Origin of the sequence: Mycobacterium sp. B14F4, assembly GCF_039871645.1 — a bacterium.
In the GTDB taxonomy this organism is placed as follows: domain Bacteria; phylum Actinomycetota; class Actinomycetes; order Mycobacteriales; family Mycobacteriaceae; genus Mycobacterium.
On sequence record NZ_JBDPMF010000008.1, the window covers coordinates 205,201 to 231,497 of the forward strand.

A 26,297-nucleotide genomic window follows, 5' to 3' on the forward strand; every position below is an offset into this window, starting at 1 on the left:
ATTGGCGTAACGCACGAGGTGGTGGTGGGCGCCCCCGAGTCGTGATACCCGAGGAGGCACTCGCATGACCGACACCAGGCAGGCCAGCGAGAAGCTCGTCCGCGACTTTCTCGGCTCCTGGGAAGGCGGCGATCTCGAAACCATCTGCGGTGCGTTCGCCGACGATGCCGTCTACCACAACGTACCGGTCGAGCCGATCGAGGGAATCGCAGGCATCCGCGCGATTTTTCGGGCGTTCCTCGATGCGTTCTCCGAGGCGAAGCTCGATGTCGTCACCCTGGCCGCCCAGCCGGGGCTGGTGATCGCAGAGCGCGTCGACTACTTCACCATGACCGACGGTCGCAAGGTGGTGCTCCCCGTCACCGGCGTGTTCGTCGTGAACAATGGCAAGATCACCCGCTTCAGCGACTATTTCGATCTGGCGGACTTCGAGCGCCAGAGCGGGTTCACGCTGTGAGCAGGGCGACCGGTGTGGCCGGTAACCCGGCCGCCGCACCGCCCGCGGCCGACCGTGCCGTACCCACCGTCAAGCGCAGGCCGAAGGACCGCAAGAAGCAGATCCTGGAGCAAGCCGTTTCGCTCTTCATCGACCGCGGATTCCACTCGGTCAAGCTGGAGGACATCGCCGACGCGGCCGGAGTCACCGCGCGGGCGTTGTACCGCCACTACGAGAACAAGCAGGCGCTGCTCGCTGCGGCCATTCGCGCCGGCCAGGAGCAGTACCAGAGCGCCCGGCAGTTGACCGTCGGTCACACCGCGCCGACAGCTCGGCCGTTGAGCGCCGATCTGCCGGACCTGATCACCGCCGCCGTCGCATCCCGCTCGTTGACGGTGCTGTGGCAGCGCGAGGCCCGCTACCTCGACCCGGTTGAGCGGGCGGAGGTACGGCGCCGCATCAACGCGATCGTCGCGGGCATCCAAGACAGCGTCCGGCTGGACATGCCGGAACTGAGCCCTCCGCACTCCGAGCTGCGCGCCTGGGCGGTGTCGAGCACCATCACCAGCCTGGGGCGGCACAACCTGACGCTGCCGAACGAGCAGCTCAATCATCTCCTGTATCGGGCCTGCATGGCGGCGGCACGGACACCGCCGGTCCGTGACCTGGCTCCACTCGAGATGATGCCCAAAAGCGCAGAGCGCGCGCTGTTTTCCCGCCAGGAAACGCTGCTGGCCGCGGGTGCGCGCCTGTTCCGGGCGCAGGGCTACCCCGCGGTCAGCACCAGCGAGATCGGAAAGGGCGCCGGGATCGCGGGCCCGGGTCTGTACCGCACGTTCTCGTCCAAGCAGGCCATTCTCGACGCGCTCATCCGCCGCCTGGACGAGTGGTGGAGCCTCGAGTGCATCCGCGCGTTGCGCGCGAACGGGTCGGACTCTGAGTGCCTGCGCGAGCTCGTCACGGGCCGGGTCCGCATCAGCCTGGACGACCCTGACCTCGTGTCGGTTTCGATCACCGAACTGTCCCACGCGTCGAGCGAGGTGAGCGACGGCTATGCCAGAAACCAGGCGGACCGCGACGGTGTGTGGATCGACCTGGTGCGAAAGCTGGTGCCCGAGACCACGGTCGCCGAAGCGCGACTGCTCGTTGCGGCGGCGATCAGCTTCATCGACGATGCCGCGCGCACATGGCATCTCACCCGCCGCGACGGAGTCGCGGACGAGATCACCGCTATCGCGCTGTCGATCCTGACCAGCCGGGGCTCACCATAGCGCGGACATGGTCCCGCCGTCGGCAAGCTGAGCGGTGCCGTTGACCATCGAGGCGTCGTCCGACAGCAGGAAGGCGACGACGCCGGCGATCTCGTCGGGTCCGGCCATCCGCCCCTGCAGACGATCGATCATCGTGCGCGCACCGCCCTCGCCGAGCGCCTCGTCGAACGTCGTCATCGCGGTCTGCTGCATCGCGGTGTCGACGAAGGCGGGCAGCACCGCGTTGGAACGCACGTTGCCCGAGCGCAATTCGGCGGCGGTGATGCGGCTGAGATGGATGATCCCGGCCTTCGACAGCCCGTATGCGACCGTGCCGCCTGCGGCGACCTGCCCTGCCAGTGAAGCCATGTTGACGATCGCGCCGCCGCCCCGCTCGATCATCTTGGGCGCCGCGTGCTTGGTGCACAGCCATGCGCCACGCAGGTTGATCCGCAGGACCCGGTCGAAGTCCTCGACGGTGGTGTCGGTGAGCGGTGCGAAGTGCACCACGCCCGCGTTGGCGACGAGCTTGTCGACGCCACCGAACGCAGCGGCGCAGGCGTCGACCATTCCGATCACCTGTTCCTCGTCGCTCACATCGACCGCATGAGCGACGGCGCCGCTGCCGACCTTCGCCGCCGCGACGTCGGCCGCGTCGCCGTCGATGTCGGCGCAGAGCACACGGCAGCCCTCGGTCGCGAGCCGCTCCGCGACCGCCAGCCCGATACCGGCTCCCGCCCCGGTCACGATCGCGGCCTTGCCGGCCAGGTCGGGATGGCTCACGCCGCACCTCCTTCACGTTCGCGGATCGCCCCGAACATCACCAGGCCCACTCCCGGCGAGTCCTCGGAGAGCCGGAGTGTATAGACACCGAGATCATGCAGGATCCATGCCACCGACGTGGGATTCACTGCCGCGGCGTCGCCTTCGGACAGCCCACAGGCTCGCGCCGATCCGGCTGGCCGCAGGTAGACGATGACGCCGCCGCCCTGGGTGGCCATTCCGGTCAGCGCGGTGTCGAGTTCCCGTCGGCAGCGGCATGCCGTCGAGCCGAACACATCCCCGGTGAGGCACTCGACGTGGACGTGTAGGGGGACGGGCACACCGGCACCGACCGCACCGACGATCACGGCCAGGTGCTCACCGCCGGCGCCGGCCGGGTGCACGTCACGGAAGCCGATCACGCGGGAGTCGCCGAACCTGGTGGGCAGCAGCGTCTCCGCCAGCCGAACGACCTGAGGCTCGGTCCTGCGCCGGTACGTGACCAGTTCGCCGATCGAAACGACGGGCAGCCCGTGCGTGACGGCGAACTCGACCAACTCGCCGCGGCGGGCCATCGCGGTGGGCCGGTCGCGGGACACGATCTCGCACAGCGCAGCCGCCGGGCGACGCCCCGCCAGCCGGGCCAGGTCGAGCGCGGCTTCGACCGGTGCACTCCTGTCCAGCACTCCGTCGGCTCGAGCCTGCACGGGGACCACGTGGCCGGGACGCAGGAAATCCGAAGCGGTGGAATCGGCCGACGCGAGCGCCGCGATCGTTGCCGCGCGATCGGTCGCCGAGATCCCGGTGCCGGACCCGAGGCAGTCGACGGAAACCCGGTTGGCGGCGGTGCCGAACGCGCCGTTTTCGGTGTGGCACATCGGCGGAAGATCGAGTCGTTCGCAGTCTGTGCCCGACAACGCGACACGGACGTAGCCGGAGGTGTGCCGAATGGTGAACGCCAGCAACGCCGGGGTGGCGCCGTCCGCGGCGAAGACCAGATGCCCGTCGGCGTCGCGCGCGGTGTCGTCGATGAGTACCACCGGCCGGCCCACCGCCACGGCGGTGATCGCGCGCCGGACCCGTACATCGGTTGTCTTCATGTCTGCCCCTTCGCAGCCGGGTTGGCGGCGAGCCGACGGAATCGACTGCCGTGGAAGACGAGTGGCGGGATATCCGGGTCGGCGCCCACCGCACAGATCTCCAGCAGAACGATGGTGTGGTCCCCTGCCGGAACCTCGGTGTGCAGGCGGCAATCCAGCCAGGCGCTGGCGCCGTGGACGAAGATGCTTCCACTGGGCTGTTCGAGCCAGTGCACCCCGGCGAAGCGGTCGCCGACCTTGCGCGACAGGCTCAGGCAGACCTCGTCGTGGTCCTCGGCCAGCACGCTCAGGCCGAGTCGGTGACGACGCCGCAGCTTCGGCCACGTCGTGGAACTGTTCTGGACACAGACCGACACCAACGGGGGATCGACCGAGACTCCGGTGAACGAACTGGCGGCCATCCCCACCGGCACACCGTCGATGACCGCACACACCGCGGTCACCCCGGAGGGAAAACAGCCGTACACGCGGCGCAACTCGGCGCCGTCGGCGTGCAGTGCGGTCACCTGCTCCATATCGTCGTAACCCGCCGGCTAACCCAACGTCCGCAGGAAGTCGAGCACCAGCCGGTTGGTTTCCTTCGGCTCCTCCTGCTGAATCCAGTGCCCGACGTCGGCCACCATGTGGGTGCCGCGATAGTTCGGCATCACTTCGCCCGCGCGCTCGATGGCCTCGGCGCCCCACGTCGTGCCGACGTCGTACTGTCCGCCGATGAACAGTGCCGGCGGCGTGAGCGGCCGGCCGGCCTGACCCTCCAGATCCTGCCAGTCGTTGTCGATGTTGTGATAGAAGCTCAGCGGTCCACCGAAGCCTCCGCGCTCGAATTCGCCTGTGTAGAAATCGAGGTCGTCCTCGGTGAACCAGTCCGGCATCGTCTCGGGACAAACGAACGCGTCCTTGAGTCGTGCGCCCTGCGCCATGCACAGCGGACCGGCGCGGATCACGTCGATCGGGTCCATGGAGGCCAGATCGACACCGGCGGCCTCGGCCGCCTTCGTAGCCGCGATCATGCCCTCGCCGGAGACCGTGTACGTCAGGCCCAGCAGCCAGCCCCGCAGATCTTCCTCTATCTCGGCGATGATGCCGTCCTGCGCGGCGAAGTAGTCCTGGTACCACACCTTGCCCTCACCGGCGATCTCGAGGTGGTAGTCATTGGGCCGGCGCTCACCGAACGGGCTGCCCGGCAGTGCGATCACGCCCCGGCCGGCGAAGGGGACACTGATGCCGACCACGCCCGCGCACCTTTCCGGATGCAGCCACGCGAACGTCCAGGCCACGGGGGCGCCCCAGTCATGGCCCACGACCACCGCGCTCTTCTCGCCATATGCCTCGATGACGGCGAGCACGTCACCGGCCAGTTCCTTGATGCGGTACGCCGACTGCACGCGGTACTTCGACGAGCGCCCGTAGCCGCGCTGGTCGATGGCGACGACGCGGTACCCCGCGGCGGCCAGCGCTGGAATCTGATGGCGCCACGAGTACCACGACTCCGGGAAGCCGTGCACCAACACCACCAAGGGTCCCTCGCCATCTTCCACGGCGTGGATCCGGGTGCCCCGGCAGTTGAGCATCCGATGAATCTGCGGCATCTCCAGCCTCTTTCCTGGTTGTCAGTGCGTCCGGGTGCCGGCCAGTCCGACAGTGCTTTCCTCGGGTGGAACGAAGTGGTCGGGAGACGGCACCTCACGGTTCTCGTAATTGCGGGCGATGAGCGTCTTCTGCCCGGACAATCTGGTCCGCGCCCACTTGCCGATCACCCGCGCGGCCACGTTCGGTCGCATCAGCGCCGATGGCGGCTTGACCAGATGGACGACCGCAAGGAACTCGCCATAGGCCTGCGGGTCGTCATGAACCAACTCCAGGACGCGGTCCATGTACCAGGTCAGCGCGCGAAAGTAGAACGGGCGCTTCTTGTCGACATCCTTGAGCCAATCGAAACGCAGGTTCTGCTCGCGGATCACGAACCAGGCCGTGTCGGCCAACCGGCTGATCTTCCGATAGTAGCGGTGCGGGAGCTCGGCGTGTCCTGGACCAAGCTTCTGCAGCAGGATCTGCAGTTCTCGAACTTCTTTGAGCGCCAAGGTCATACCCAGTCCGGAGACCGGATCGGCGCTGGTGTAGGCATCGCCGACCGCAATCAGCGCGCGCGGGAGATTGCGCTTCTTCTCGTAGCGCAGCCGAAGCATGTTGGGGTAGCGGAAGTTGTAGATCGGCGAGGCCGGTTCCAGCCCGTCGATATTCTCCCCGACCACCGGTGACGGCATCAGATCGGCGAAGGCCCGAAACTCCTGCGCGGTGCGTGGAGGGGAATAGCAGTTGTAGGCCACCAGCGAGGTGGACAGGATGGTGCGTGAGCTGTCCGTGTAGTACTGCGCGGCGTAAGTGTCCTCGTACGGCCGGTAGGCGTAGCAGATCATCATCACCTTGTCGCGCCACTGCCGTTCGGGTGGCACCTTGTGCTGCATCGTGGAGTAGAAGCAGTTGATGATGTCCTGTTCGACCTCCGGTGCCCCGATTCCATTGCGCTGCAGAAACTCCGGAATCCTGGTGTTCTTGCCCGAGGCGTCCACGACGAACTCGGCGGGCACGACCTCCAGTTCGCCGTCGCGTTCCACTGCGACCCCGACAACGGAATTGGCGTGCCGGTCGTAGACGAGGTCGGCGACCTCCGATTCGTAGCGGAAGCTGATGCGCGGCTCGTCGTCCAGCCGGCGTCTCACACACCATTCGAGCAGTGGCCTTCCGGCACAGACGATCTGGATGTCGCCCGTTCCCGGCTTCTTCCAGGCACCGCCGAGCCGGATGCGGTACTCGGCGGCCATGTCGACGTCGAAGGCACCCTCACGCACCATGTCGTCGATGATGCCGGGGAAGATGCGCTCCAACTCGATGCGTCCCGCGGTGAGCAGATGGTGCAGGTGCCAGCCCTGTGCGGCGCCGGGCCGGCCTTCGCGGCGCCGGTGCGGGTCGTCCTTCTCCAGGACGATGACCCGCTCGAAGATTTCGCTGCACACCTTGGCCGCGGCGATTCCCGCGATGCTGCCGCCGACGATCACCGCCGTCCCGCGGCCGCGACGGCGCACGTCCGCCAGATCGAGCTTCGCGTGGTCCAGGCGTGGCGGGGGGCGGCGCCGCACCGCCCCGCTCGGCACGAACTTCTCGTAATACAGCCCGGCGCGGTGAAACCCCCTCGTCTCCAGCCACTTCCGGGTGGCCTCCACCATGGCGGCCGGACCGCACAGATAGACGTCGGCGTCGCCGCCGCCCAGCATGTCGTCGTCCAGCAGGTCGGTCACCAGTCCGACGGACCCGTCCCAGTGCTCACCGCCGTGCGCGACGGTGACGTGCACCTGCAAATTGGCGAGACGTCCTGCCAGCGCCTTGAGCTCGTCGAGCTTGCAGAGGTCCTCGACGTCGGTCACGCCGTAGAGCACGTGGACCGGCTGTGCCACCTCGGCGTCCAGGCTCTGGGCCATCGCCAGGATCGCCGACAACCCGGTACCACCGGCCACCATGACCACCGGTCGCACCAGGGGACGCAGGTAGAAGCCGCCCTTGCTGCCCCGCAGCGCGATGCGGTCGCCCGGTGTCGCGCGGTCGCGCAGATAATCCGACATCACACCGTGCGGCAGCAGCCGGACGATGAACTCCAGTTCATCCCGGCCATCGTCGGGATGCGCGTAGGAGTAGTTGCGCCACACGTCGGTGCCGGGCACCTGCAACTGCGCGAATTGCCCTGCCCGGAAGGCGAGGGCGTCGCCCATGCCCGAAACGTCGACCCGCAGGATCGCGGTGGTCGATGACACCAGATCCACGCCGGCCACCACGCCGTGGCCGGTGACCAAGCGCGCGGCGTTGTCGTCAGCCGGATACTGCAGGTCGATCAGGCAGTCCGACGTGGCGAAGGTCTGGCATGTCAGTATTTTTCGGGCGTCCCGCTCGACCTCGGACAGGCCCTCGGTGCGCCCCATGTCGTAATCACCGGAGGCGCAGGAGGCGACGCATGTACCGCAGATTCCGCTCTGGCACTCGTTGACGATCGCGACGCCGTGTTCCTCCGCCGCCTCGAGGATCGATTGGTCCGGTCCGATCGGCATCGTCTGCTGCGTGCCGTCCGAATACCGGACGGTGATCTGAAGACCCTCCATGGGTGCCCCTTCGGTTCGGCGCCGACGATCAGACGGTCGCGATCGCCGGTTTCTTCGCCAGCCGCGCGTTGAGCCTGGGCATGACCTCCTCGGCGAGCAGCCGCATGGACTCCTTCCACGGACCGGGGTTGTCGCTGTAGTCACAGCCGAGGATCAGCAGGTGCCCGAAGCCGCCGACCTGGTCGTAGGTGGCCTCCAGCTTGTCCACCACCGTATCCACCGACCCGACCACGAAGGTGTTCTCGGCGAGGTATTCGGGTGTGACGTCCTCATCGGGCACCGATGGGTTGTGCTTGTAGTACTTCGTCATGCCGAACATCCGGAACGTCGGCAGGACGTACTCACGCATGAAGCGTCCGATCATGCCGTCGACGGCGTAGCGGAAGGCCTGTTCGTCGGTCTCGGCGACGACCACCTCACGCACGAGCCGCCAGTCGCGACGGTCGGGAGTGCGCCCACTGCGGGCGGCGCCTTCGAGCACCGCATCCCAGTGTGACGCGACGTATTCGGTGTTGAGGTCCAGGCTCATCGGGAGGTAGCCGCGCTCGCCTGCGAGCTTGAGGGTCTCCGATCCGGCGGAGAAGCCGGTGACGCCGATGGGCGGGTGGGGCGTTTGGAACGGCTTGATGTGGCGGGCCATCAAGCCCTCGAACATCGGCGCAATGCCGTTGGCGTTCCAGTACTTTCCCCGATGTTCCCATGGCTCGTCCTCGGTCCAGACCCGCAGCATGATCTCGAGAGCCTCGCGCGTCATCTCACGGTGCTCACCGTTCTGCCCGTCCACATCGAACAGCGCCCAGTCGCCGGGTATGCCGCTGGCGCCGACACCGAGCATGAAACGCCCCTGCGCGAGGTGGTCGAAGTAGGCCACCCGGTGCGCAAGTTCCACCGGATGGTGGTAGGGCAGCAGATGCGCGCCGGGGGCAAGCTTGATCGACTTCGTCCGCTGGAGCGCTTGTGCCAGCAGCAGATCGGGCGCACAGATCGGTTCCCATGCCACGGTGAAGTGCTCGCCCACCCAGGCCTCGACATAACCCAGCTCGTCGGCGAGCGCAATCACCTCGAGGTCCCATTGGGTTGCGTCGTACAGGCTGCGCTCCGGCGGGTGCGCCGGCATCAGGAAAAGTCCCAGTTCCATGTTCCACCCTCTCAGTCGTGGTCACTCGCGCGCACCGCAGGGGCCGAGCGGCCCGAGCTGGGTTTGGAATCCTGCCCTGCGATGTACAACACAGTACTAGCAAGATACTTCATTGAGCGCAAGTAGGGAATATCTTGCTGCTTTACGTCCTCACAACTTCTTCGTGAGGCGTATCGCCTATGGACATTTTGGCTTCCGTCCGCGTAGCCTGCTGAATCAGCGGCATCCCACGCAGCGGGGGTGCCGATTGGAAGGGAGCACTTCGTGCAGCATTTCGACTACATCGACTACGAACTGCTCGATGACGGCCGCCTCGCCGTGATCACGCTCGATCGCCCGAAACAGCGCAACGCGCAGAACCGCGGGATGCTTGTCGAGCTCGGGGCGGCGTTCGAACTCGCAGAAGAGGACGATGCGGTGCGGGTCGTCATCCTGCGCGGCGCGGGACCGTCCTTCTCCGCGGGCCACGATCTCGGTTCCGCCGACGACGTGCGCGAACGGTCACCCGGTCCCGGACAGCACCCCACCTATCAGTGCAACGGCGGAACGATCGGCGGCGTCGAGACACGGCATCGCCAGGAGTGGCACTACTTCTTCCAGAACACCAAACGCTGGCGGAGCCTGCGCAAGATCACCGTCGCCGAGGTACACGGCATGGTCCTGTCGGCCGGGCTGATGCTGGCGTGGTGTTGTGACCTCATCGTCGCCGCCGACGACACGATCTTCGCCGACGTCGTCGGCACCCGGCTCGGGATGTGCGGGGTGGAGTACTTCGGTCATCCGTGGGAGTTCGGCCCACGCAAGGCCAAGGAGCTGCTGCTCACCGGCGACGCGCTCCCCGCCGACGACGCCCACGCCCTGGGCATGGTCAGCAAGGTCTTCCCCGGCGACGAACTCTCGCAGTGCACACTCGATTTCGCGCGCCGGATCGCCAAGCTGCCCACGCTGACCGCGCTGCTGATCAAGGAGTCGGTGAATCAGACCGTCGACGCCATGGGCTTCGCCACCGCGCTCGACGCGTGCTTCTCACTGCACCAGCTCAATCACGCCCACTGGGCCCAGGTGACCGGCGACCCGTTGGGCATCGGAACCGTCGAGTACGGGCTCGAGGATTGGCGCGTGACTCCCGAGATCCTGCCCGCGACCAAGCAGCGCCCCTGAGTAAGGCGCCACGTGGACGTCGACTACCCACCCGAAGCGCAGGTGTTCCGCGACCAGGTCCGGGCGTTCCTGTCCGAACACCTGCCGAGTGACTGGCCCGGCGCCGGCGCCCTTTCGCCCGAGGAGCGTGCGGAGATGGGGCAGCGGTGGCGCAAGGTCCTCGCCGATCGCAGACTGGTCGCCGTCTCCTGGCCCGAGGAGTACGGCGGCGGTGGCCTGTCGGCGATCGAGCAGGTGGTCCTCGCCGAGGAGTTCGCCCGCGTCGGTGCCCCCGAACGGGCCGAGAACGACTCTCTCGGAATCGATCTGCTCGGCAACACGATGATCGCGCTCGGCTCGGAGGAACAGAAGCGGCGCTTCCTGCCCCGGATACTGTCCGGCGAGGACCGCTGGTGCCAGGGGTTCTCCGAACCCGACGCCGGCTCGGACCTGGCATCGGTGCGAACCAGGGCCGTGCTCGACGGCGACGAGTGGGTGATCAACGGGCAGAAGATCTGGACGTCGGCAGGCCCGACGGCGAACTGGATCTTCGTGTTGGCCCGCACGGATCCGGCCCGGCCCAAGCACAAGGGCCTGTCGATGCTGCTGGTGCCGATCGACCAGCCCGGCGTCGAGGTCCGTCCGATCGTCAACGCCGCCGGGCACGCGTCGTTCTCCGAGGTCTTCTTCACCGACGCCCGCGCGCGAGCCGCCGACGTGCTCGGCGGGGTCGGCGGCGGGTGGTCCGCGGCGATGACGCTGCTCGGCTTCGAACGCGGGTCGCAGATCACTACCGCCGCAGCGGAGTTCGGCCGCGACCTGGACCGGTTGCGGGTGCTCGCCCGGCAGAGGGGGCGGCACGCCGATCCCCTCATCCGCGACGCGCTGGCGTGGTGCTACTCGCGCGTGCAGATCCTGCGCTATCAGGGCTACCGCGGGCTGACCGCGCTGCTGAACGGACAGCGTCCCGGGGCGGACGCCGCGATCAACAAGGTGATCTGGAGCGAATACTTCCGCCGCTACACCGAACTGGCCGTGGAGATTCTCGGACTGGACGCGCTGAGTCCTCACGGCCCGGGAAACGGTGCGGCACTGCTGGTCCCGGTGGCGGGTACGCCGAACTCGGTGGGCTGTTGGATGGACGAACTGCTCTACGCGCGGGCCGCCACGATCTATGCCGGCAGCTCGCAGATCCAGCGCAACGTGATCGGAGAGCAGCTGTTGGGACTTCCGAAGGAGCCGCGCTGACGTGGATTTCCGGTACAGCACCGAGCAGGTGGACTTCCGCACGTCGCTGCGCGGCTTCCTTCGTGACGCCGCGCCTCTAGCCCGCGTGCGCGCCGTGGCCGCCGCGGGTGGATTCGACGAACCGCTCTGGGCGCGGCTGTGCGGCGAGTTGGAGCTGCCCGCCCTGACCGTCCCGCCCGAGTACGGCGGAGCAGGCGGCACCGTGCTCGATGCCGCGATCGCGTTCGAGGAGCTCGGCCGGGGGCTCACCCCGGTCCCCCTGGCCGCCACCACCTTCGCCATCGAGGCCGTGCTCCGGTTGGGGGACGAGAACCAACGCCGCAGGCTGCTTCCCGGCCTGCTCGGCGGAGAGCGGATCGGGGCCTTCGCGGCTGCCGGCCCCGATGCCGCCGACCCCTCGTCGGCCACGGTGCGGGCCCACCGCAGCGGTGAGCGGATCAGCCTGGCCGGCGAGTGCTCGCCCGTGCTGCACGGTGACGTCGCGGACCTGTTCGTCGTGCCGGCACGCACCGACGACGCGCTCGGGGTGTACCTGGTGGCGGCCGACGCTCCCGGGGTCACCGTCGAGCGCCTGCCCTCGTTCGACGTCACCCGCCCCGTCGCCCGGCTGACGCTGGACCAGGCCCCGGCGGAGCCGCTGACCGCAGCCACTCCCGCCAGGATGGAGCGGGTGCTCGACACGGCACGCGTGCTGTTGGCCGCCGAGATGCTCGGCGGCGCCGAAACATGTCTGGCCATGTCGGTCGAATATGCCGGCGACAGAGTGCAATTCGACCGGCCGATCGGCTCCTTCCAGGCGGTCAAGCATTCCTGCGCCGAGATGCTGATCGAGATCGACGCGACCCGGGTGGCGGTCATGTTCGCCGCGATGAGCGCCGACGACCCCGATGAACTGGCGGTCACCGCGCCGCTGGTCAAGGCGCAGGCCGCAGATACCTTCGCCCTGTGCGCCGGCTCGGCCGTCCAGGTGCACGGCGGCATCGCCTACACCTGGGAGCACGACATCCACCTCTACTTCCGCCGGGCCAAGACCACCGAAGCGCTCTTCGGCAGCAGTACCCGTCACCGGGCGCTGCTCGCCGACCGCGTGGGCCTGTAACACTGCATCCCGAGGAGCCATCGATGACCACCCCACCAGCCGTACGCGAGCAACACGGCACGGCGAATTCCTATGCGGCGGGCCCGATCGACATCCCCCTGTTGGAGGAGACGATCGGGGCCAACCTCGAGCGGACAGTGTCGGCCCACCCCGACGTCGAGGCCCTGGTCGACGTCACCTCTGGTCGTCGCTGGACGTACTCCGGACTCAACGACGACGTCGGCGTCGTCTCTCGCGCCTTGATGGGCAGCGGCATCGAACCCGGGGACAGAGTCGGAATCTGGGCACCCAACTCCGCGGAGTGGACGATCCTGCAATACGCCACCGCCAAGATCGGCGCGATCCTGGTGACGATCAACCCGGCGTACCGCACCCACGAGTTGGCCTACCTGCTGCGGCACTCCGGCGTCCGAATGCTGGTGTCGGCGACGGATTTCAGGTCCTGCGACTACCGCGGCATGGTCGCCGAGGTGCGCGGCGAGGTGCCCGATCTGACCGAGGTGGTGTTCTTGGGCTCCGACTGGGACGAGCTGCGACGGCGGGCCGAGCGGGTGCCGGCCGAGGCGCTGCGGTCCCGAATGGACGGGTTGGCGCCGTCCGACCCGATCAACATCCAGTACACCTCCGGCACAACGGGTTCCCCGAAGGGCGCGGTGCTGACACACCGCAACATCCTCAACAATGGTTTCTTCGTCACCGAGCTCATCGGCTTCGGCCCCGCCGACCGCCTGTGCATCCCCGTGCCCTTCTACCACTGCTTCGGCATGGTGATGGGCAACCTCGGCTGCACGACCCACGGCGCCACCATGGTGATTCCGGCAGCGGGGTTCGATCCCGCGGCGACCTTGGCCGCCATCGAGACCGAACGGTGCACCGCGGTCTACGGCGTGCCGACGATGTTCATCGCGATGCTTGCCCAGCCGGATCTGGCTCGACGCGACGTCTCGTCGCTGCGGACCGGGATCATGGCGGGTGCCACCTGCCCCATGGAGCTGATGAAGCGCTGCATCAACGACCTCAACATGTCGGAGGTGGCGATCGCCTACGGCATGACCGAGACGTCTCCGGTTTCCTGCCAGACACTCATCGACGACGACCTGGAGCGACGGACCGCCACCGTCGGGCGCGCGCACCCGCACGTCGAGGTCCAGATCGTCGATCCGGACACCGGACAAACGGTCAAACGCGGTGTGCCCGGCGAATTCTGCACCCGCGGCTACTCGGTGATGACCGGCTATTGGCGCGACGACGACAAGACCCGGGAGGCCGTCGACGACGGCGGCTGGATGCACACCGGCGATCTGGCGGTGATGCGGGAGGACGGGTACTGCCAGATCGTCGGGCGCATCAAGGACATGGTGATCCGCGGCGGCGAGAACGTGTATCCACGCGAGATCGAGGAATTCCTGCACACCCATCCCGACATCGAGGACGTTCAGGTCATCGGGGTTCCCGACGAGAAGTACGGCGAGGAGGTCTGCGCGTGGATCAAGATGCGGGCGGGTGCACGGCCTCTGGATGCCGACATGGTGCGGGAGTTCTGCGCCGGCGAGCTCGCGTACTACAAGGTCCCCCGCCATGTCCGCATCGTCGATGAGTTCCCGATGACCGTGACCGGCAAGGTGCGCAAGGTCGACATGCGCGCCGAGATGGTCCGACTGCTCGGCCTCTGACCCGCCGTTCGCCGAAATAAGGTTCCGGTACGCAGAACCGCGTGGTGTGCCATAAGGCTGATCTCGGGGCCCCTTGCGTGCGCCGTTCCGGCGTTACTAGGATATCCAAGTATCTAGCAGCAAGGGGCACGCTCATGACCACGCAAATTCCGCATTTCATCAACGGCCAGCGGACCACCGGCCAGTCGACGCGCACGGCCGACGTCTTCAACCCCAGCACCGGTGAGGTGCAGGCGCAGGTCGCGATGGCCTCGGCCACCGACGTCGACGCCGCGGTTGCCGGCGCCGCCGAGGCGCAGCGCGAGTGGGCGGCGTGGAACCCTCAGCGCCGCGCCCGCGTGCTGATGAAGTTCGTCGAACTGGTGAACCAGCACGCGGAAGAACTGGCCGAGCTCCTGAGTCTCGAGCACGGCAAGACCCACGCCGACTCGCTGGGCGACATCCAGCGCGGCATCGAGGTCATCGAGTTCTCCGTCGGCATCCCGCACCTGCTCAAGGGCGAGTACACCGAGGGCGCGGGCACCGGCATCGACGTCTACTCGCTGCGTCAGCCGCTCGGCGTCGTCGCGGGCATCACCCCGTTCAACTTCCCGGCGATGATTCCGCTGTGGAAGGCCGGTCCGGCGCTGGCATGCGGCAACGCGTTCATCCTCAAGCCGTCCGAGCGCGACCCGTCTGTTCCGGTCCGGCTCGCCGAGCTGTTCCTCGAGGCCGGTCTTCCGCCCGGGGTGTTCCAGGTCGTGCAGGGTGACAAGGAGGCGGTCGACGCCATCCTCACCCACCCGGTGATCCAGGCGGTCGGTTTCGTCGGCAGCTCCGACATCGCGCAGTACATCTATTCCACCGCGACCGCCAACGGTAAGCGCGCGCAATGCTTCGGCGGCGCGAAGAACCACATGATCGTGATGCCCGACGCCGACATGGACCAGGTCGTCGACGCGTTGATCGGCGCGGGCTACGGCAGTGCGGGCGAACGGTGCATGGCGATCAGCGTCGCCGTGCCCGTCGGTGAGGAGACGGCCAACCGCCTCCGCAACAGGCTCGCCGAGCGGGTGAGCGAACTGCGCGTCGGGCACAGCCTCGACCCGAAGGCCATCTACGGCCCGCTGGTCACCGAGGCGGCGCTCAAGCGGGTGCGCGGCTACATCGACGCGGGCGTCGAGGCGGGCGCCGACATCGTCGTCGACGGCCGCGAACGGGCCAGTGACGACATGCAATTCGGCGATGCGAACCTGGAAAACGGCTTCTTCATCGGCCCCACCCTGTTCGACCACGTCACCACCGACATGTCGATCTACACCGACGAGATCTTCGGCCCCGTGCTGTGCATCGTGCGGGCCCATGACTACGAGGAAGCGTTGAAGCTGCCCTCCGAGCACGAGTACGGCAACGGCGTGGCGATCTTCACCCGCGACGGCGACGCCGCCCGCGACTTCGTCTCGCGGGTGCAGGTCGGCATGGTCGGCGTCAACGTGCCGATCCCGGTTCCGGTGGCCTACCACACGTTCGGCGGTTGGAAGCGCTCCGGCTTCGGCGACCTCAACCAGCACGGGCCGCATTCGATCCTGTTCTACACCAAGACCAAGACCGTCACCCAGCGCTGGCCGTCGGGCATCAAGGATGGCGCCGAGTTCGTCATCCCGACCATGAAGTAGATGGACCTCTTCGGACTCGACGACGACGAACGCGTGATCGCCGAGACGGCGGCCGCGTTCGCCGAGAAGCGCCTTGCGCCATACGCTCTGGAGTGGGATTCCACCAAGCACTTTCCCACCGATGTGCTGCGCGAGGCCGCCGAGCTCGGGATGGCCGCGATCTACTGCCGCGACGACGTCGGTGGCAGTGAGTTGCGGCGGCTCGACGCCGTGCGCATCTTCGAGCAGCTGTCGACGGCGGATCCGACGGTTGCGGCGTTCCTGTCGATCCACAACATGTGCGCCTGGATGGTCGACACCTACGGAACCGACGAGCAGCGCAAGGCGTGGGTGCCCAGGCTGGCGTCGATGGACACGATCGCGAGTTACTGCCTGACCGAGCCCGGTGCCGGCTCGGACGCCAGTGCGTTGCGCACCAAGGCCGTTCGCGCAGGCTCTGGAAAAGACGCCGACTTCGTGCTCGACGGTGTCAAGCAGTTCATCTCGGGTGCCGGGTCGTCGGACATGTACGTCGTGATGGCGCGCACGGGTGGTGACGGCCCGCAGCCGAAATCAAAGGGCATCTCCACGTTCCTGGTCGAAAAGAATGCGCCCGGACTGAGTTTCGGCCCCAACGAGGCGAAGATGGGCTGGAACGCCCAGCCCACCGCGCAGGTGGTCTTCGAGGGCGTGCGGGTACCGGCCGACGCGATGCTCGGCGGCGCCGAGGGTGAGGGCACCGGGTTCGGGATCGCGATGAACGGGCTCAACGGCGGCCGCATCAACATCGCCGCGTGCTCGCTCGGCGGTGCGCAGGCCGCCTACCAGAAGGCCGCCGCCTATGTGCGCGACCGGGAGGCCTTCGGCGGCTCGCTGCTCGACGAACCCACCATCCGCTTCACCCTCGCCGACATGGCCACTGCGCTGGAGACGTCGCGAAACCTGTTGTGGCGGGCGGCCCGTGCGCTCGACGAGAACCATCCCGACAAGGTCGAACTGTGCGCGATGGCCAAGCGCTACGTCACCGACTCGTGTTTCACCGTGGCCGATGAGGCGCTGCAGCTGCACGGTGGCTACGGTTATCTCAACGAATACGGCCTGGAGAAGATCGTCCGGGACCTACGGGTGCACCGGATCCTCGAGGGAACCAACGAAATCATGCGCGTGGTCATCGGGCGGTCGGAAGCCGCCAAGGTGCGCGCGTCCGCATAGGGAGAGTCAATGACGACGATCGCGTTTCTTGGCCTTGGCCACATGGGCGGCCCGATGGCGGCCAACCTGCTCGCCGCCGGCCACACCGTCAACGGCTTCGATCCGGTTCCCGCCTTGAAAGACGCTGCGGCACAGAAGGGCGCGCAGGTGTTCGACAGCGGTGCCGCGGCCGCCGCGGACGTCGACGTGGTCATCACGTCACTGCCCAACGGCGACGTCGTCAAGTCGTGTTACGCCGAGATCCTGCCCGCCGCGCGCGAGGGGACCTTGTTCATCGACACGTCCACGATCTCGGTCGACGACGCCCGCACCATCAACCGGCAGGCGGCCGAGCGCCGGTTCGCGCAATTGGACGCGCCGGTCTCGGGCGGGGTGAAGGGCGCGACCGCGGGCACGCTGGCGTTCATGGTGGGCGGCGAGGACGCCGCGGTCGAGCGGGCACGGCCGGTGCTGGAACCGCTGGCGGGCAAGGTCATTCACTGCGGCGCCTCGGGCACCGGTCAGGCCGCCAAGTTGTGCAACAACATGGTGCTCGCGGTGCAGCAGATCGCCATCGGCGAGGCCTTCGTGCTGGCCGAGAAGCTGGGGCTGTCGGCGCAGTCGCTGTTCGACGTGATCACCGGCGCGACCGGCAACTGCTGGTCGGTGCACACCAACTGCCCGGTGCCCGGTCCGGTGCCGACGTCGCCCGCCAACAACGACTTCAAGCCGGGTTTCGCGACCGCGCTGATGAACAAGGACCTCGGGCTGGCGATGGACGCGGTGAAGTCGACGAGTTCGAGTGCCCCGCTGGGCGCCCATGCCGCCGAGATCTACGCCGCGTTCGCGGCCGACCACGCCGACAAGGACTTCAGCGCGGTGATCGAGATGCTCCGCGACAGCTGACCTCACCGCGCCTGCGTGTCGAGCCAGGCCCGGTTGCCGTACCCGTCGAGGTGGGCGACCTGCTCGACCGGCTTGCGCGTCGTCGGGCCGTACCGGCCACGCGGCCAACCCAGGGGCACGACGCAAACGGGCGTCACCGTCAGCGGCAGGCCCAGGGTTCGCCTTGCCGACGTGACACTCCACAGCGGCAGGGTGATCAGCGACGCCCCCAGCCCCATCGCCCGCGCGGCGAGCAGCAGGTTCTGCACGCTGGGGTAGATCGACCCGAAGAACGACGACTCACCGACGAATGGCGACGGCACGTACGGCAACCGCATACCGCCGCGCAGACACGGCACGACGAGGACGGGGATTTCGCTGAAGTGGTCGACCTGCCATTGCACCGCACGCAGGATCTTCAGCATTGACTCGTCACCGGCGGCGACGCGCCGGCCGATCCCGCCGTAGAGCGACCAGGCTTGGCGATAGCGTCTGCCGAGCTGGTCCTTCACCGCCTGGTCCCTGACGACGATGAACTCCCAGTTCTGCCCGTTCGACCCGGTGGGCGCGCGTAGGGCCAGCTCGATGCACTTCAACACGACAGCGTCGTCTACCGGGTCGGGCAGAACGCGGCGCACGGCCCGCTGGGTCATCATCGCCTCGACCAACGGCATGTCGAGGCGGGCGAGTGCTTCGTCGGTGGTGGGGATGTCGGTCATTCCCCGACGCTACCGTCAGGCAGCTGAAGGTTTCCGGACCTTCCACCAGTTCGCGTGCAGCCGTTGGCAATCGGTGACGGTCAACGGAGCCTCACCCGCGTAGTCCGGTCGCACCGCAACGGCGGTCGGGATGTCGGGGGTGCCCTCGCCGGTGACCACCACCGTGGCCAGGCCCGCGGCATTCGCGGCCCGCAGCCCGCAGGCGGAACCGGTGACCGCGATCGCGTCCTCGGCCGACAGGCCCAGTTCGTCCAGCGCGTGACGATGCGCTTCGGGGTCGGGCATCGGCTTGGCGACGTCCTCGCCTGCGACGACGGTCTCGACGAGCCCCTCGCCGACCAGCTGCCGCACCAGCGGCTCGACCCAGGCGCGCCGGCCGTTGGCCACGACGGCCACCTGGACGCCGGCGCCGACGGCATCCATCACGAAGTCGACCAGTCCCGGCCGCGGCGAGAGGTCGCGCTCGAGGATCAGCTCGTCGAACATCATGGTCTTGGTCGTGTAGATGTCGTCGGCCAGCAGCGCGGTCAGCACGTCGGACTCGGTGGCCACGCAGCGCTTGCGCAGCTCCGCGGCGACCCGCTGGCGCTCGTCGGTCAGCGCCAGCAGCTGCCGGTAGCGCGCCACCGACCACTCGCAGTCCAAGCCGTGGGCCGCGAAGGCCGCGTTGTAGGCCACCCGGTGGCCGTCGCATTCGATGTCGGTCAGCGCGTCGAGGTCGAAGACCACGGCGCGCATGGAACAGCCCGGCCCGGTGGGCGATGCGCAGTCCCACCAGAACCGGCCTGCGCGCCACGTCGTCTCATGCGTTGTCGGCATGCAGACAAGGGTGGCCGAAGTCACAAGTTCTCAACCTCCCCCAATCGGGGGATCGGCGATGCCAACTTGTTCTACCACCGTAAACGGCACCTCTAAGGTTGGTGCCATGCCGAGCAGCCCCCCGGTGCGATTAGTGCTGGTCGACGACCACGAAATGGTCATCGAAGGCCTCAAAGCCATGCTCGCGGCATTCTCGGACCGGGTGCAGGTGGTCGGGCAGGCCGTCGGCGCCGAGCGGGCGCTCAGCGTCGTCGACGAGCTCGACCCCGACATCGTGTTGTCCGACGTCCGCATGCAGGGCTCGAGCGGACTCGACCTGTGCCTGGAACTGCGCGAGCGCAAACCGGAGCGCAAGGTCGTGATGCTGTCGGTCTACGACGACGAGCAGTACCTGTTCCAGGCGCTGCGGGTCGGGGCGTCGGGCTATCTGCTCAAGAGCATCAGCAGCGACGAGCTGGTGCGCCAGCTGGAGTTCGTCCACCGCGGCGAGACCGCTATCGACCCCGGGATGGCGGCCCGCGCCGTCGACACCGCGGCGCGGCTGCAGCGCGACGAGTTCTGGCCCGGCGCCCGGCAGGGCCTCACCCAACGCGAGAGCGAGATCCTGTCGTTCGTCGTCAACGGGCTGTCCAACCGCGCCATCGCCACCAAGCTGGTGATCGGCGACGAGACCGTCAAGACGCACCTCAGCTCGATCTACCGCAAGCTGGGGGTCAGCGACCGCACCGGCGCTGTCGCGACCGCGCTCAGAGAGGGGATCTACCAGTGACCCCCGGTGGCGGTCCACCCGACGCGGTGCGCGAGCTCAGCCAGTACGCGCTGGCCGCCGACCGCGAGCTCGCGCTGCTGCGCGAGCTGATCCAGGCCGCGTCGAAGGGGCCCGGCGTCGAGCCGCTGGCCGCCGCCGCGGCGCGGATGATCACCGCCGCCACCGCCAGCGACGTCTGCTTCGTGCACGTCCTCGACGACACCGACCGCTCACTCACCCTGGCCGGTGCCACCCCGCCGTTCGACGCCGAGATCGGCAAGATCAGACTGCCGCTGGGACAGGGCATTTCGGGTTGGGTGGCCAGCCACCGCGAACCCGTGGTGATCACCGAGGACAAGGAGTCCGATCCGCGCTACATGCCGTTCCAGTCGCTGCGGGGCCGGGACTTCACCTCGATGGTGTCGGTGCCGATGGAGACCGACCCCGGCGGGCTGGTCGGCGTGCTCAACGTGCACACCGTCGAGCGGCGCGAGTTCACCGAGCGCGACGTCGAGCTGCTCGTGGTGATCGGCAGGCTGATCGCCGGCGCGATGCACCAGGCACGGCTGCACCGCCAGCTGGTCGCCCGCGAGCGGGCTCACGAGAACTTCGTCGAGCAGGTGATCGAGGCCCAGGAACTCGAGCGGCGCCGGCTGGCGGGTGACATCCACGACGGCATCTCGCAGCGCTTGGTGACGCTGTCCTACCGGCTCGACGCCGCCACCCGCTCCGACGACCCGGCCACCGTCGCCGAACAGCTGGGCAAGGCCCGCGAGCTGGTCGAGCTGACGCTGGAGGAGGCACGCGCCGCGATCAGCGGGCTGCGCCCGCCCGTGCTCGACGACCTCGGTCTGGCCGGCGGGCTGGCGAGCCTGGCGCGCTCGATACCGCAGATCGGCATCGACGTCGACCTCACCGAAACGCGCCTGCCCGACCACATCGAGCTCGCGCTGTACCGGATCGCACAGGAGTGCCTGCAGAACGTCGTCAAACACGCCAACGCCACGAGCGCCCGGCTGACGTTCGCGGTCGACGCGGGCAAGTCCGGCGACACCGCCCGCCTCGAAATCGTCGATGACGGAGTCGGTTTCGACACCTTCGAGCATCCCCTCGGCGGTGACGAGATGGGTGGCTACGGCCTGCTGTCGATGGCGGAGCGGGCCGAGATCGTCGGCGGCCGCCTGCACATCCGGTCGCGGCCGGGGGCGGGCACCGCGGTGACCGCGACGATCCCGTTGCCGTCCGCCCCGTCGGTGGACACCTGAGCCGTGCGCGATGAAGGTTGATCGGCGGCCCGCCCAGGACTAGTAATCGCCGGAGTTCTTGCGCAGCGTCTGGATGGAGGCCGCGAGTGCGCGCGATTCGTCCTCGGACATGCCGATGTCGGCGAACACCTCTGTGTTCAGCGTGACCGTGGCGTCCTCGACCGTCGAGCGGCCGAGGTCGGTGATCCGCACCAGCGTGGTGCGGCCGTCGGTCGGATGCGGGATCCGCTCCACCAGGCCGTCGGCCTCCAGCCGCCGGATGGCGTGCGTGACGCTGGTGACATGGACCTGCAGCCGGTCGGACGCCTTGGTGATCGGCAACGCGCCGTTGCGGCTGAACGCCAGCAGTCGCAGCAACTCGTACCGCGAGAAGCTCAGATCGTAGGGCCGCAGCGCCGTCTCGACGCGCGCCAGCAGGATCTGGTGTGCGCGCATCACCGACGTCACCGCCACCATGCCGTCGGCGACCGCGCCCCAGCCGGACCGCTCCCAGTTGGCGCGGGCCAACGCGATCGGATCGCGATCGACGGGCCGCGGCGGTCGCGGCGGTTGCGGCGGTTCTGAGGACACGCCTCTTCATACCGCATCGGCGGCCGCGGGCAGGAGAGTTCAGTGCGCCCTCGTCACCGACCCGACCTCACGCCCGGCTCGACGCCACCGCCGCCAGCACCGCGCGCGTCGACCGCCGATCACCGACGGTGATCCGCACGCCGCCGTCGGCGTAGTGGCGGACCTGCAACCCGCTGCCGTCGAACACCTCTCGCCACGGGCGGTCGTCACGGGGCAGGTAGACGAAGTTCGCCTGGCTGTCGGTGCTGTACACCCCCATCGACTGCAGCCGCATGCGCAGATAGCGCCGTTCGTTGGTTATCAGCCGAATACGTTGTCGCAGCTCTCTTTCGGCGTCATAGGACGCCGCGACCCCGACGAGCCCGGTGAGCGCGACACCGAACGGCAACTGCATGGTCCACAGTTTGTGCGCCAACCCGGGGGCGCAGAAGCCGTAGCCGATGCGCAGCCCGGCCAGTCCGTAGGCCTTCGAAAACGTCCGTAGAACAACGACATTGGGGTGACGCGCCACCAGCCCATTCGCATCGAGCCGGTGCTCGGCAGCCAGGAACTCGCCATACGCCTCGTCGAGCACCACCACCGTATCGGTGGGCACCCGCCGCAGGAACCGCTCGACGTCCGCGGCGGCTTCGACGGTGCCGGTGGGGTTGTGCGGCCGGCAGACCACCACCACCCGGGCGCCCGCCGCGGCGTCGGCCATCGCGTCGAGGTCATGATGGCCGTGCCGGTCCAGCGGGACCGTGACCGAGACCAGGCGGGCGATCTGCGCGAAGATCGGATACCCGTCGAAGGTGGGCGACGACATCACAATCGTGTCGCCGGGATCCGTCACCGCGTGCAGCACCTGCATGACCACCCCGGTCGCGCCCGCACCGATGACGACCAGCTCGTCGCGGACCCCGATGTGCGCCGCGATCAGCGAGCGCAGCCGCTGCGGCAAGTACTCCGGATACCGGTTCGCGGCGTCGATCGACGCTGCCAAGGCCGAGCGCACCGAGGGCAGCGGCGGGAACGGATTCTCGTTGAGCGACAACGCGAACGGGTCGCTCGCGCTGGGCAGCGAGCCGACAGCCTCGCAGCCGTCGCGGTCCGGGGTCGCCATCAGGACCGACCGCCCCATCGCACCGCGGCGGCACCGGCGAAATCGCCGGCGTGGGCGAACGCCGCCATCAGCACCACCTCTCCGGCGCGCAGCCTGCCGTCGCGGATCGCGCGGTCCAGGTTGACCGGGATGCCCGCGGCGAACAGGTTGCCGCACTCGTCGAAGGTGTCGACGTGCCGCTCGGCAGGCAGCTCGAGCGCCTCGCGCCAGTTGCGCAGGAACACCCGGTTGGGCTGATTGGTGACGAACAGGTCGAGGTCCTTGGGCTTGAGCCCGATGCGGTCGCACACCGCGTACGACACCTCCGGTACCTGGCGGTTGCCGCGCGCCAGCACCTTGGTGATCTTGCTTTCGGTGAAGCCGATGTAGCCCTCCCCCGGTCCGGGCTGCCACCACTTGCGCGGCGGGTCGACCGCGATGGTCATGTCACCGGCGAACTCGCCGTAGGTGCGGCACTCCACGTCCAGGATCGGCGACCGATCCGACACCGTCACCAGGCCGACCGCCGCGCCGTCGCCGGGCACCGACGCCTGCGCCTTGCGGCGCACCCCGGGCTGGTCGAACACCTGTCCCGCGGCGTTCTGCGCGACGGCCACCAGCGCGGTCCGCCCGGCACCGGAAGACAGCAGCTGGCGGGCCACCTTCAGCCCGAGCACGAACGCCGCGCAGCCGCCGTTGTGCAGATCGAGCACCCAGTCCGGCCGCATGCCGAGGCGGTGCGCCATCGCGCCGCCACCGCCGTAGAACGGCATGTCGGGCATCTGGGTGTGGGTGATCAGCACGTCGATGTCGGCGAGGACGTCGTCACCGTGTCGGGCGACCAGGCCCGCGGCCGCACGTTCGACCATGTCGACGGCCGTCTCCTCCGGCGCGACGTGATGGCGCAACCTCGGGGCGCGGAACATCACGTTGTCGCGCAGGTCGTCGGAGTCGGCGAACTGCGCGTAGTAGTCGGCGCCGATCGGTTCGCCGGGCAGGTAGGTGGAGACGTCCACCAGGCTGACCATCGTCACGGCGTCCTCACCTCATCCAATCCGGTGTCACGGGAAGGCCGTTGCGGTGCCGGTATTCGGCGATGGCCTTCAGATTGCGCATCTCGAGCAGGTGGCCCGCGCCGAACATGTCCCAGAAGTCGCCCACCCAGACGGGTCGCTGCGGCGGCGCGGTGTCCGGATACGGGTTGCGGTCGTAGAACGGGTGGTGACAGTTCGTCCACAGCACCACCGACCCGGGCTTGTCCAACACGACGGCGGCGTCGACGACCCGCATCAGGTAGATCATCCACAGGTGCCTGCCCTGGTCCCAGGCGCAGTGGTAGTCCACCGTCATGGCCTGCCTGTTGGCCACCGTGCGGGTGAAAATCGCTGTCTCCGAACCCAATCGGTCGTAGGCGCGCCACAGCCCCGGCTGCTCGGTCTGGGTGAAGCCGCGCAGGCTGTACGTCCACTCCTCGAGGCAGCGGGTGTCGGCCAGGTAGTCGAACAGCTCGCCCGGTGGACAGTCGATGTAGGCGTTGACGGTGCAGAACTCGCCGAAGACCTCGTCGTGCGGGTAGACCGACCGCATCATCTCCATGATGATCGGCGTTGCCTTCTCCCGCGGCGATGTCTCGATGCGGATCAGGCCGTCGAGCGGGTCGACGGCACCGGTCGATCGAAGCCGGTGGGCGGTGATGTCATCGAGTGCGGGCAGCGACATGAGCGGTGCTCTCCTTCATCTTCTCGAGAAAGGCTGCGAACGGCGGGATCTCGTCCGCCGAGCACTCGACGCCGATCACCGACGGGCCGTCCGCGTCGAGCGCGGTGGTCACCGCGGCGGGCAGTGCGCCGATGTGGTCGACCTCGGCCGACGGCAGGCCGGGGAACATCGCGCCGAGCCCGGCGCCGAGCCGGCTGGGGCCGAACCGGTTGTAGCTGTAGCCGCCGCCGTAGAACAGCTGCTCGCGCGTCACGCACATCGCGTGCGCGTGGTTGTCGAACAGCAGGAACGTCACGGGCAGCCGGTACTGCATGGCGGTGTGAATCTCCATGCCGTGCATGAAGAACGAACCGTCACCGGCGATCACCACGGTTCTCCTGCGACGGCCGAACGCCATGCCGAGCCCGGCGCCGAAGCTGTACCCCATGCCGCCCATCCCGAGCGCGACGAGGAACCTGCCGTCGCGGCGCACCGGCAGGTGGTGGATTGCCGCCGCTCCGATGTTGCCGGCGTCGACGACGACGTCCACGCCGTCGGGCAGCATCCTGTCGAGCACCGCCATCGCATCGCGGTACCGGATGCCCGGGCCGTCGTGCTCGGGTGGGCGCAACTCGCTGCGGGTCATGTCGTGGAACACCCGCACCCGGGCGGCCCGCCCGGACAGGGCGGCGGTCAGCCGGGCCAGCGACGCCCGCAGGTCGTCGGTGTGGACGTGGGTGCAGGGAAGATGCGGCGCGGCCGAGCCGATCGAGTACACCGGCACCGACGCCAGCGCGTCGTCGAGTCCGGCGCGCGCCGTCACCGTCATGCGGGTTCCGACGAGCAGGCACACCGCGCTGCCCGCGATGGCCGCCGCGACGCCGGGATGGCCCATCACGCCGGTCACCCCGATGGCCGACGACGACCCTCGGCCGGGGGTGCCCGCGGTGTCCTTGGCGTCGGGCACGGTGGCCACTCGCGCGCGCATCATCGCCCGCAGCGCTTCGAGTTCGGCGCGGGCGTCGTCGCGTGCCACCTGCTCACCGGCGATGATGGTGACCGGGCCGGCGGCGCGGCGCAGGGCACGGGTCACCACATGCGGATCACCCACCTGGCGGGACGGCACATCGAGTACCGCGGTGCCGTTGCTCGGCATGGCGGCCTGCTGAACGTCCTTGGGCAGCAACAGGACCGCTGGCCCGCGCCGGGTCTGTGCCGCGGCGACCGCATCCGCCAGCGCGGTCGAGATGTCGGTCGGGGTCAGCACCCGCCTGCAGTACACCGACACCGCGGAGAACAGCGCATGACCGTCGAGCGCCCCGTTGCGGCCGCTGGTGTCCTGGAAGGAGCCTCGGCCGTCGAGTCCGGTCGGCGGCTGCCCGATCAGTGCGAGCACCGGAACCCGGCTGGCGAGGGCCTCACCCAGTCCGGGCACGGTGTTCAGACAGCCGCCGCCGGAGGTCGCGGCCAGCACGCCGAGGCCGCATCCGCTGCGGCTGTAGCCGTCGGCCATGGTCGCGGCGGAGAACTCGTGCTTGGCCAGCACCGCGCTGATGTCGCTGCGCAAATGCGCTGCGTCGTAGAGGTCTTCGATATTGGCGCCGTCGACTCCGAAGATGTGGCCGACGCCGCGCGCCGCGAGAGAGGAGACGATGTGATCGACCACCCGATGTGCCATTGTTCACCCGCCTTC

At 68.4% G+C, this 26,297-nt stretch carries 24 protein-coding genes; 11 read left to right on the forward strand and 13 right to left on the reverse strand.

The features are described 5' to 3' along the window. The first annotated feature begins 64 nt into the window (after positions 1–64). A complete protein-coding gene (locus ABGB19_RS21400) occupies positions 65–457 on the forward strand; it encodes a nuclear transport factor 2 family protein (protein ID WP_347687991.1) in 393 nt (130 codons plus the stop codon). A gap of 14 nt (positions 458–471) precedes the next feature. Beyond that, on the forward strand, positions 472–1,707 hold the full coding sequence (locus ABGB19_RS21405; RefSeq protein ID WP_347688052.1) for a helix-turn-helix domain-containing protein: 1,236 nt from the start codon (positions 472–474) through the stop codon (positions 1,705–1,707). Here the strand turns inward: ABGB19_RS21405 and ABGB19_RS21410 are convergent. The 6 genes from ABGB19_RS21410 to ABGB19_RS21435 are packed head-to-tail and all read right to left on the reverse strand — an operon-like array spanning position 1,699 to position 8,834. Further along, complete coding sequence (locus ABGB19_RS21410) at positions 1,699–2,469, reverse strand: SDR family oxidoreductase (RefSeq protein ID WP_347687992.1); 771 nt, start codon at positions 2,467–2,469, stop codon at positions 1,699–1,701. The genes ABGB19_RS21405 and ABGB19_RS21410 overlap by 9 nt on opposite strands. Continuing rightward, positions 2,466–3,548 carry a 3,4-dihydroxy-2-butanone-4-phosphate synthase gene (locus ABGB19_RS21415; RefSeq protein WP_347687993.1) on the reverse strand — a complete coding sequence of 361 codons (1,083 nt, stop codon included), beginning with the start codon at positions 3,546–3,548 and terminating at the stop codon, positions 2,466–2,468. The genes ABGB19_RS21410 and ABGB19_RS21415 overlap by 4 nt, the downstream gene beginning before the upstream one ends. Then, positions 3,545–4,063 (reverse strand): flavin reductase family protein, encoded by a 519-nt coding sequence (locus ABGB19_RS21420; protein WP_347687994.1) that lies wholly within the window; start codon positions 4,061–4,063, stop codon positions 3,545–3,547. The genes ABGB19_RS21415 and ABGB19_RS21420 overlap by 4 nt, the downstream gene beginning before the upstream one ends. Before the next feature lie 18 nt (positions 4,064–4,081). Then, positions 4,082–5,137, reverse strand: coding sequence for an alpha/beta hydrolase (locus tag ABGB19_RS21425; protein ID WP_347687995.1), 1,056 nt, complete (start codon positions 5,135–5,137; stop codon positions 4,082–4,084). A 21-nt stretch (positions 5,138–5,158) separates the two neighbouring features. Next, a complete protein-coding gene (locus ABGB19_RS21430; RefSeq protein ID WP_347687996.1) occupies positions 5,159–7,696 on the reverse strand; it encodes an FAD-binding oxidoreductase in 2,538 nt (845 codons plus the stop codon). A gap of 28 nt (positions 7,697–7,724) precedes the next feature. Next, positions 7,725–8,834, reverse strand: a complete 1,110-nt coding sequence (locus tag ABGB19_RS21435) for an LLM class flavin-dependent oxidoreductase (protein ID WP_347687997.1) — start codon at positions 8,832–8,834, stop codon at positions 7,725–7,727. Between the two features lie 240 nt (positions 8,835–9,074). Between ABGB19_RS21435 and ABGB19_RS21440 the strand changes: the two genes are divergently transcribed. From ABGB19_RS21440 to mmsB, 7 genes are all read left to right on the forward strand, one after another. Next, positions 9,075–9,995: an enoyl-CoA hydratase gene (locus ABGB19_RS21440; protein WP_347687998.1), complete on the forward strand. Its 921-nt coding sequence runs from the start codon at positions 9,075–9,077 to the stop codon at positions 9,993–9,995. A 12-nt stretch (positions 9,996–10,007) separates the two neighbouring features. After that, on the forward strand, positions 10,008–11,222 hold the full coding sequence (locus ABGB19_RS21445) for an acyl-CoA dehydrogenase (protein ID WP_347687999.1): 1,215 nt from the start codon (positions 10,008–10,010) through the stop codon (positions 11,220–11,222). Between the two features lies 1 nt (position 11,223). Beyond that, positions 11,224–12,321, forward strand: coding sequence for an acyl-CoA dehydrogenase family protein (locus ABGB19_RS21450; RefSeq protein ID WP_347688000.1), 1,098 nt, complete (start codon positions 11,224–11,226; stop codon positions 12,319–12,321). Positions 12,322–12,344: 23 nt separating this feature from the next. Further along, a complete protein-coding gene (locus ABGB19_RS21455; RefSeq protein WP_347688001.1) occupies positions 12,345–13,994 on the forward strand; it encodes an AMP-binding protein in 1,650 nt (549 codons plus the stop codon). Between the two features lie 134 nt (positions 13,995–14,128). Continuing rightward, on the forward strand, positions 14,129–15,649 hold the full coding sequence (locus ABGB19_RS21460) for a CoA-acylating methylmalonate-semialdehyde dehydrogenase (protein WP_347688002.1): 1,521 nt from the start codon (positions 14,129–14,131) through the stop codon (positions 15,647–15,649). Further along, entirely contained in the window at positions 15,650–16,840 is a 1,191-nt protein-coding gene (locus ABGB19_RS21465; protein ID WP_347688003.1) for an acyl-CoA dehydrogenase family protein, read from the forward strand. It abuts the gene before it with no gap. Positions 16,841–16,849: 9 nt separating this feature from the next. Further along, the gene (gene mmsB / locus ABGB19_RS21470; RefSeq protein WP_347688004.1) at positions 16,850–17,725 is read left to right on the forward strand and encodes a 3-hydroxyisobutyrate dehydrogenase; all 876 of its coding nucleotides are present in this window, start codon (positions 16,850–16,852) and stop codon (positions 17,723–17,725) included. 2 nt (positions 17,726–17,727) lie between these two features. On the opposite strand, the gene ABGB19_RS21475 is transcribed toward mmsB, so the two are convergent. Both ABGB19_RS21475 and ABGB19_RS21480 read right to left on the reverse strand, forming a co-directional pair. After that, a complete protein-coding gene (locus tag ABGB19_RS21475) occupies positions 17,728–18,423 on the reverse strand; it encodes a nitroreductase family protein (protein ID WP_347688005.1) in 696 nt (231 codons plus the stop codon). A 15-nt stretch (positions 18,424–18,438) separates the two neighbouring features. Beyond that, complete coding sequence (locus ABGB19_RS21480; RefSeq protein ID WP_347688006.1) at positions 18,439–19,242, reverse strand: HAD-IA family hydrolase; 804 nt, start codon at positions 19,240–19,242, stop codon at positions 18,439–18,441. A gap of 106 nt (positions 19,243–19,348) precedes the next feature. Between ABGB19_RS21480 and ABGB19_RS21485 the strand changes: the two genes are divergently transcribed. Beyond that, entirely contained in the window at positions 19,349–20,011 is a 663-nt protein-coding gene (locus tag ABGB19_RS21485; RefSeq protein ID WP_059101388.1) for a response regulator transcription factor, read from the forward strand. Then, entirely contained in the window at positions 20,008–21,255 is a 1,248-nt protein-coding gene (locus ABGB19_RS21490; RefSeq protein ID WP_347688007.1) for a GAF domain-containing sensor histidine kinase, read from the forward strand. Before ABGB19_RS21485 ends, ABGB19_RS21490 begins: the two co-directional genes overlap by 4 nt. A 39-nt stretch (positions 21,256–21,294) precedes the next feature. Here the strand turns inward: ABGB19_RS21490 and ABGB19_RS21495 are convergent, their stop codons facing one another. The 5 genes from ABGB19_RS21495 to ABGB19_RS21515 form a co-directional block, all read right to left on the reverse strand. Then, the gene (locus tag ABGB19_RS21495; RefSeq protein WP_347688008.1) at positions 21,295–21,825 is read right to left on the reverse strand and encodes a MarR family transcriptional regulator; all 531 of its coding nucleotides are present in this window, start codon (positions 21,823–21,825) and stop codon (positions 21,295–21,297) included. A 67-nt stretch (positions 21,826–21,892) separates the two neighbouring features. Next, on the reverse strand, positions 21,893–22,927 hold the full coding sequence (locus ABGB19_RS21500) for an aminotransferase class I/II-fold pyridoxal phosphate-dependent enzyme (protein WP_347688009.1): 1,035 nt from the start codon (positions 22,925–22,927) through the stop codon (positions 21,893–21,895). Then, the gene (locus tag ABGB19_RS21505) at positions 22,927–23,934 is read right to left on the reverse strand and encodes a 3-oxoacyl-[acyl-carrier-protein] synthase III C-terminal domain-containing protein (RefSeq protein ID WP_347688053.1); all 1,008 of its coding nucleotides are present in this window, start codon (positions 23,932–23,934) and stop codon (positions 22,927–22,929) included. Before ABGB19_RS21505 ends, ABGB19_RS21500 begins: the two co-directional genes overlap by 1 nt. 13 nt (positions 23,935–23,947) lie before the next feature. Beyond that, positions 23,948–24,625, reverse strand: coding sequence for an SRPBCC family protein (locus tag ABGB19_RS21510; protein ID WP_347688010.1), 678 nt, complete (start codon positions 24,623–24,625; stop codon positions 23,948–23,950). Further along, positions 24,603–26,282 (reverse strand): thiamine pyrophosphate-binding protein, encoded by a 1,680-nt coding sequence (locus ABGB19_RS21515; protein ID WP_347688011.1) that lies wholly within the window; start codon positions 26,280–26,282, stop codon positions 24,603–24,605. Before ABGB19_RS21515 ends, ABGB19_RS21510 begins: the two co-directional genes overlap by 23 nt. Positions 26,283–26,297 lie beyond the last annotated feature (15 nt).

Bases quoted from the DNA above. Each gene is read 5' to 3' on its own strand.
- ABGB19_RS21400 (WP_347687991.1), top strand. From the start codon at position 65: ATGACCGACACCAGGCAGGCCAGCGAGAAGCTCGTCCGCGACTTTCTC.
- ABGB19_RS21415 (WP_347687993.1), bottom strand. From the start codon at position 3,548: ATGAAGACAACCGATGTACGGGTCCGGCGCGCGATCACCGCCGTGGCG.
- ABGB19_RS21420 (WP_347687994.1), bottom strand. From the start codon at position 4,063: ATGGAGCAGGTGACCGCACTGCACGCCGACGGCGCCGAGTTGCGCCGC.
- ABGB19_RS21425 (WP_347687995.1), bottom strand. From the start codon at position 5,137: ATGCCGCAGATTCATCGGATGCTCAACTGCCGGGGCACCCGGATCCAC.
- ABGB19_RS21430 (WP_347687996.1), bottom strand. From the start codon at position 7,696: ATGGAGGGTCTTCAGATCACCGTCCGGTATTCGGACGGCACGCAGCAG.
- ABGB19_RS21435 (WP_347687997.1), bottom strand. From the start codon at position 8,834: ATGGAACTGGGACTTTTCCTGATGCCGGCGCACCCGCCGGAGCGCAGC.
- ABGB19_RS21455 (WP_347688001.1), top strand. From the start codon at position 12,345: ATGACCACCCCACCAGCCGTACGCGAGCAACACGGCACGGCGAATTCC.
- ABGB19_RS21460 (WP_347688002.1), top strand. From the start codon at position 14,129: ATGACCACGCAAATTCCGCATTTCATCAACGGCCAGCGGACCACCGGC.
- ABGB19_RS21465 (WP_347688003.1), top strand. From the start codon at position 15,650: ATGGACCTCTTCGGACTCGACGACGACGAACGCGTGATCGCCGAGACG.
- mmsB (WP_347688004.1), top strand. From the start codon at position 16,850: ATGACGACGATCGCGTTTCTTGGCCTTGGCCACATGGGCGGCCCGATG.
- ABGB19_RS21475 (WP_347688005.1), bottom strand. From the start codon at position 18,423: ATGACCGACATCCCCACCACCGACGAAGCACTCGCCCGCCTCGACATG.
- ABGB19_RS21480 (WP_347688006.1), bottom strand. From the start codon at position 19,242: ATGCCGACAACGCATGAGACGACGTGGCGCGCAGGCCGGTTCTGGTGG.
- ABGB19_RS21485 (WP_059101388.1), top strand. From the start codon at position 19,349: ATGCCGAGCAGCCCCCCGGTGCGATTAGTGCTGGTCGACGACCACGAA.
- ABGB19_RS21500 (WP_347688009.1), bottom strand. From the start codon at position 22,927: ATGGCGACCCCGGACCGCGACGGCTGCGAGGCTGTCGGCTCGCTGCCC.
- ABGB19_RS21505 (WP_347688053.1), bottom strand. From the start codon at position 23,934: ATGGTCAGCCTGGTGGACGTCTCCACCTACCTGCCCGGCGAACCGATC.
- ABGB19_RS21510 (WP_347688010.1), bottom strand. From the start codon at position 24,625: ATGTCGCTGCCCGCACTCGATGACATCACCGCCCACCGGCTTCGATCG.
- ABGB19_RS21515 (WP_347688011.1), bottom strand. From the start codon at position 26,282: ATGGCACATCGGGTGGTCGATCACATCGTCTCCTCTCTCGCGGCGCGC.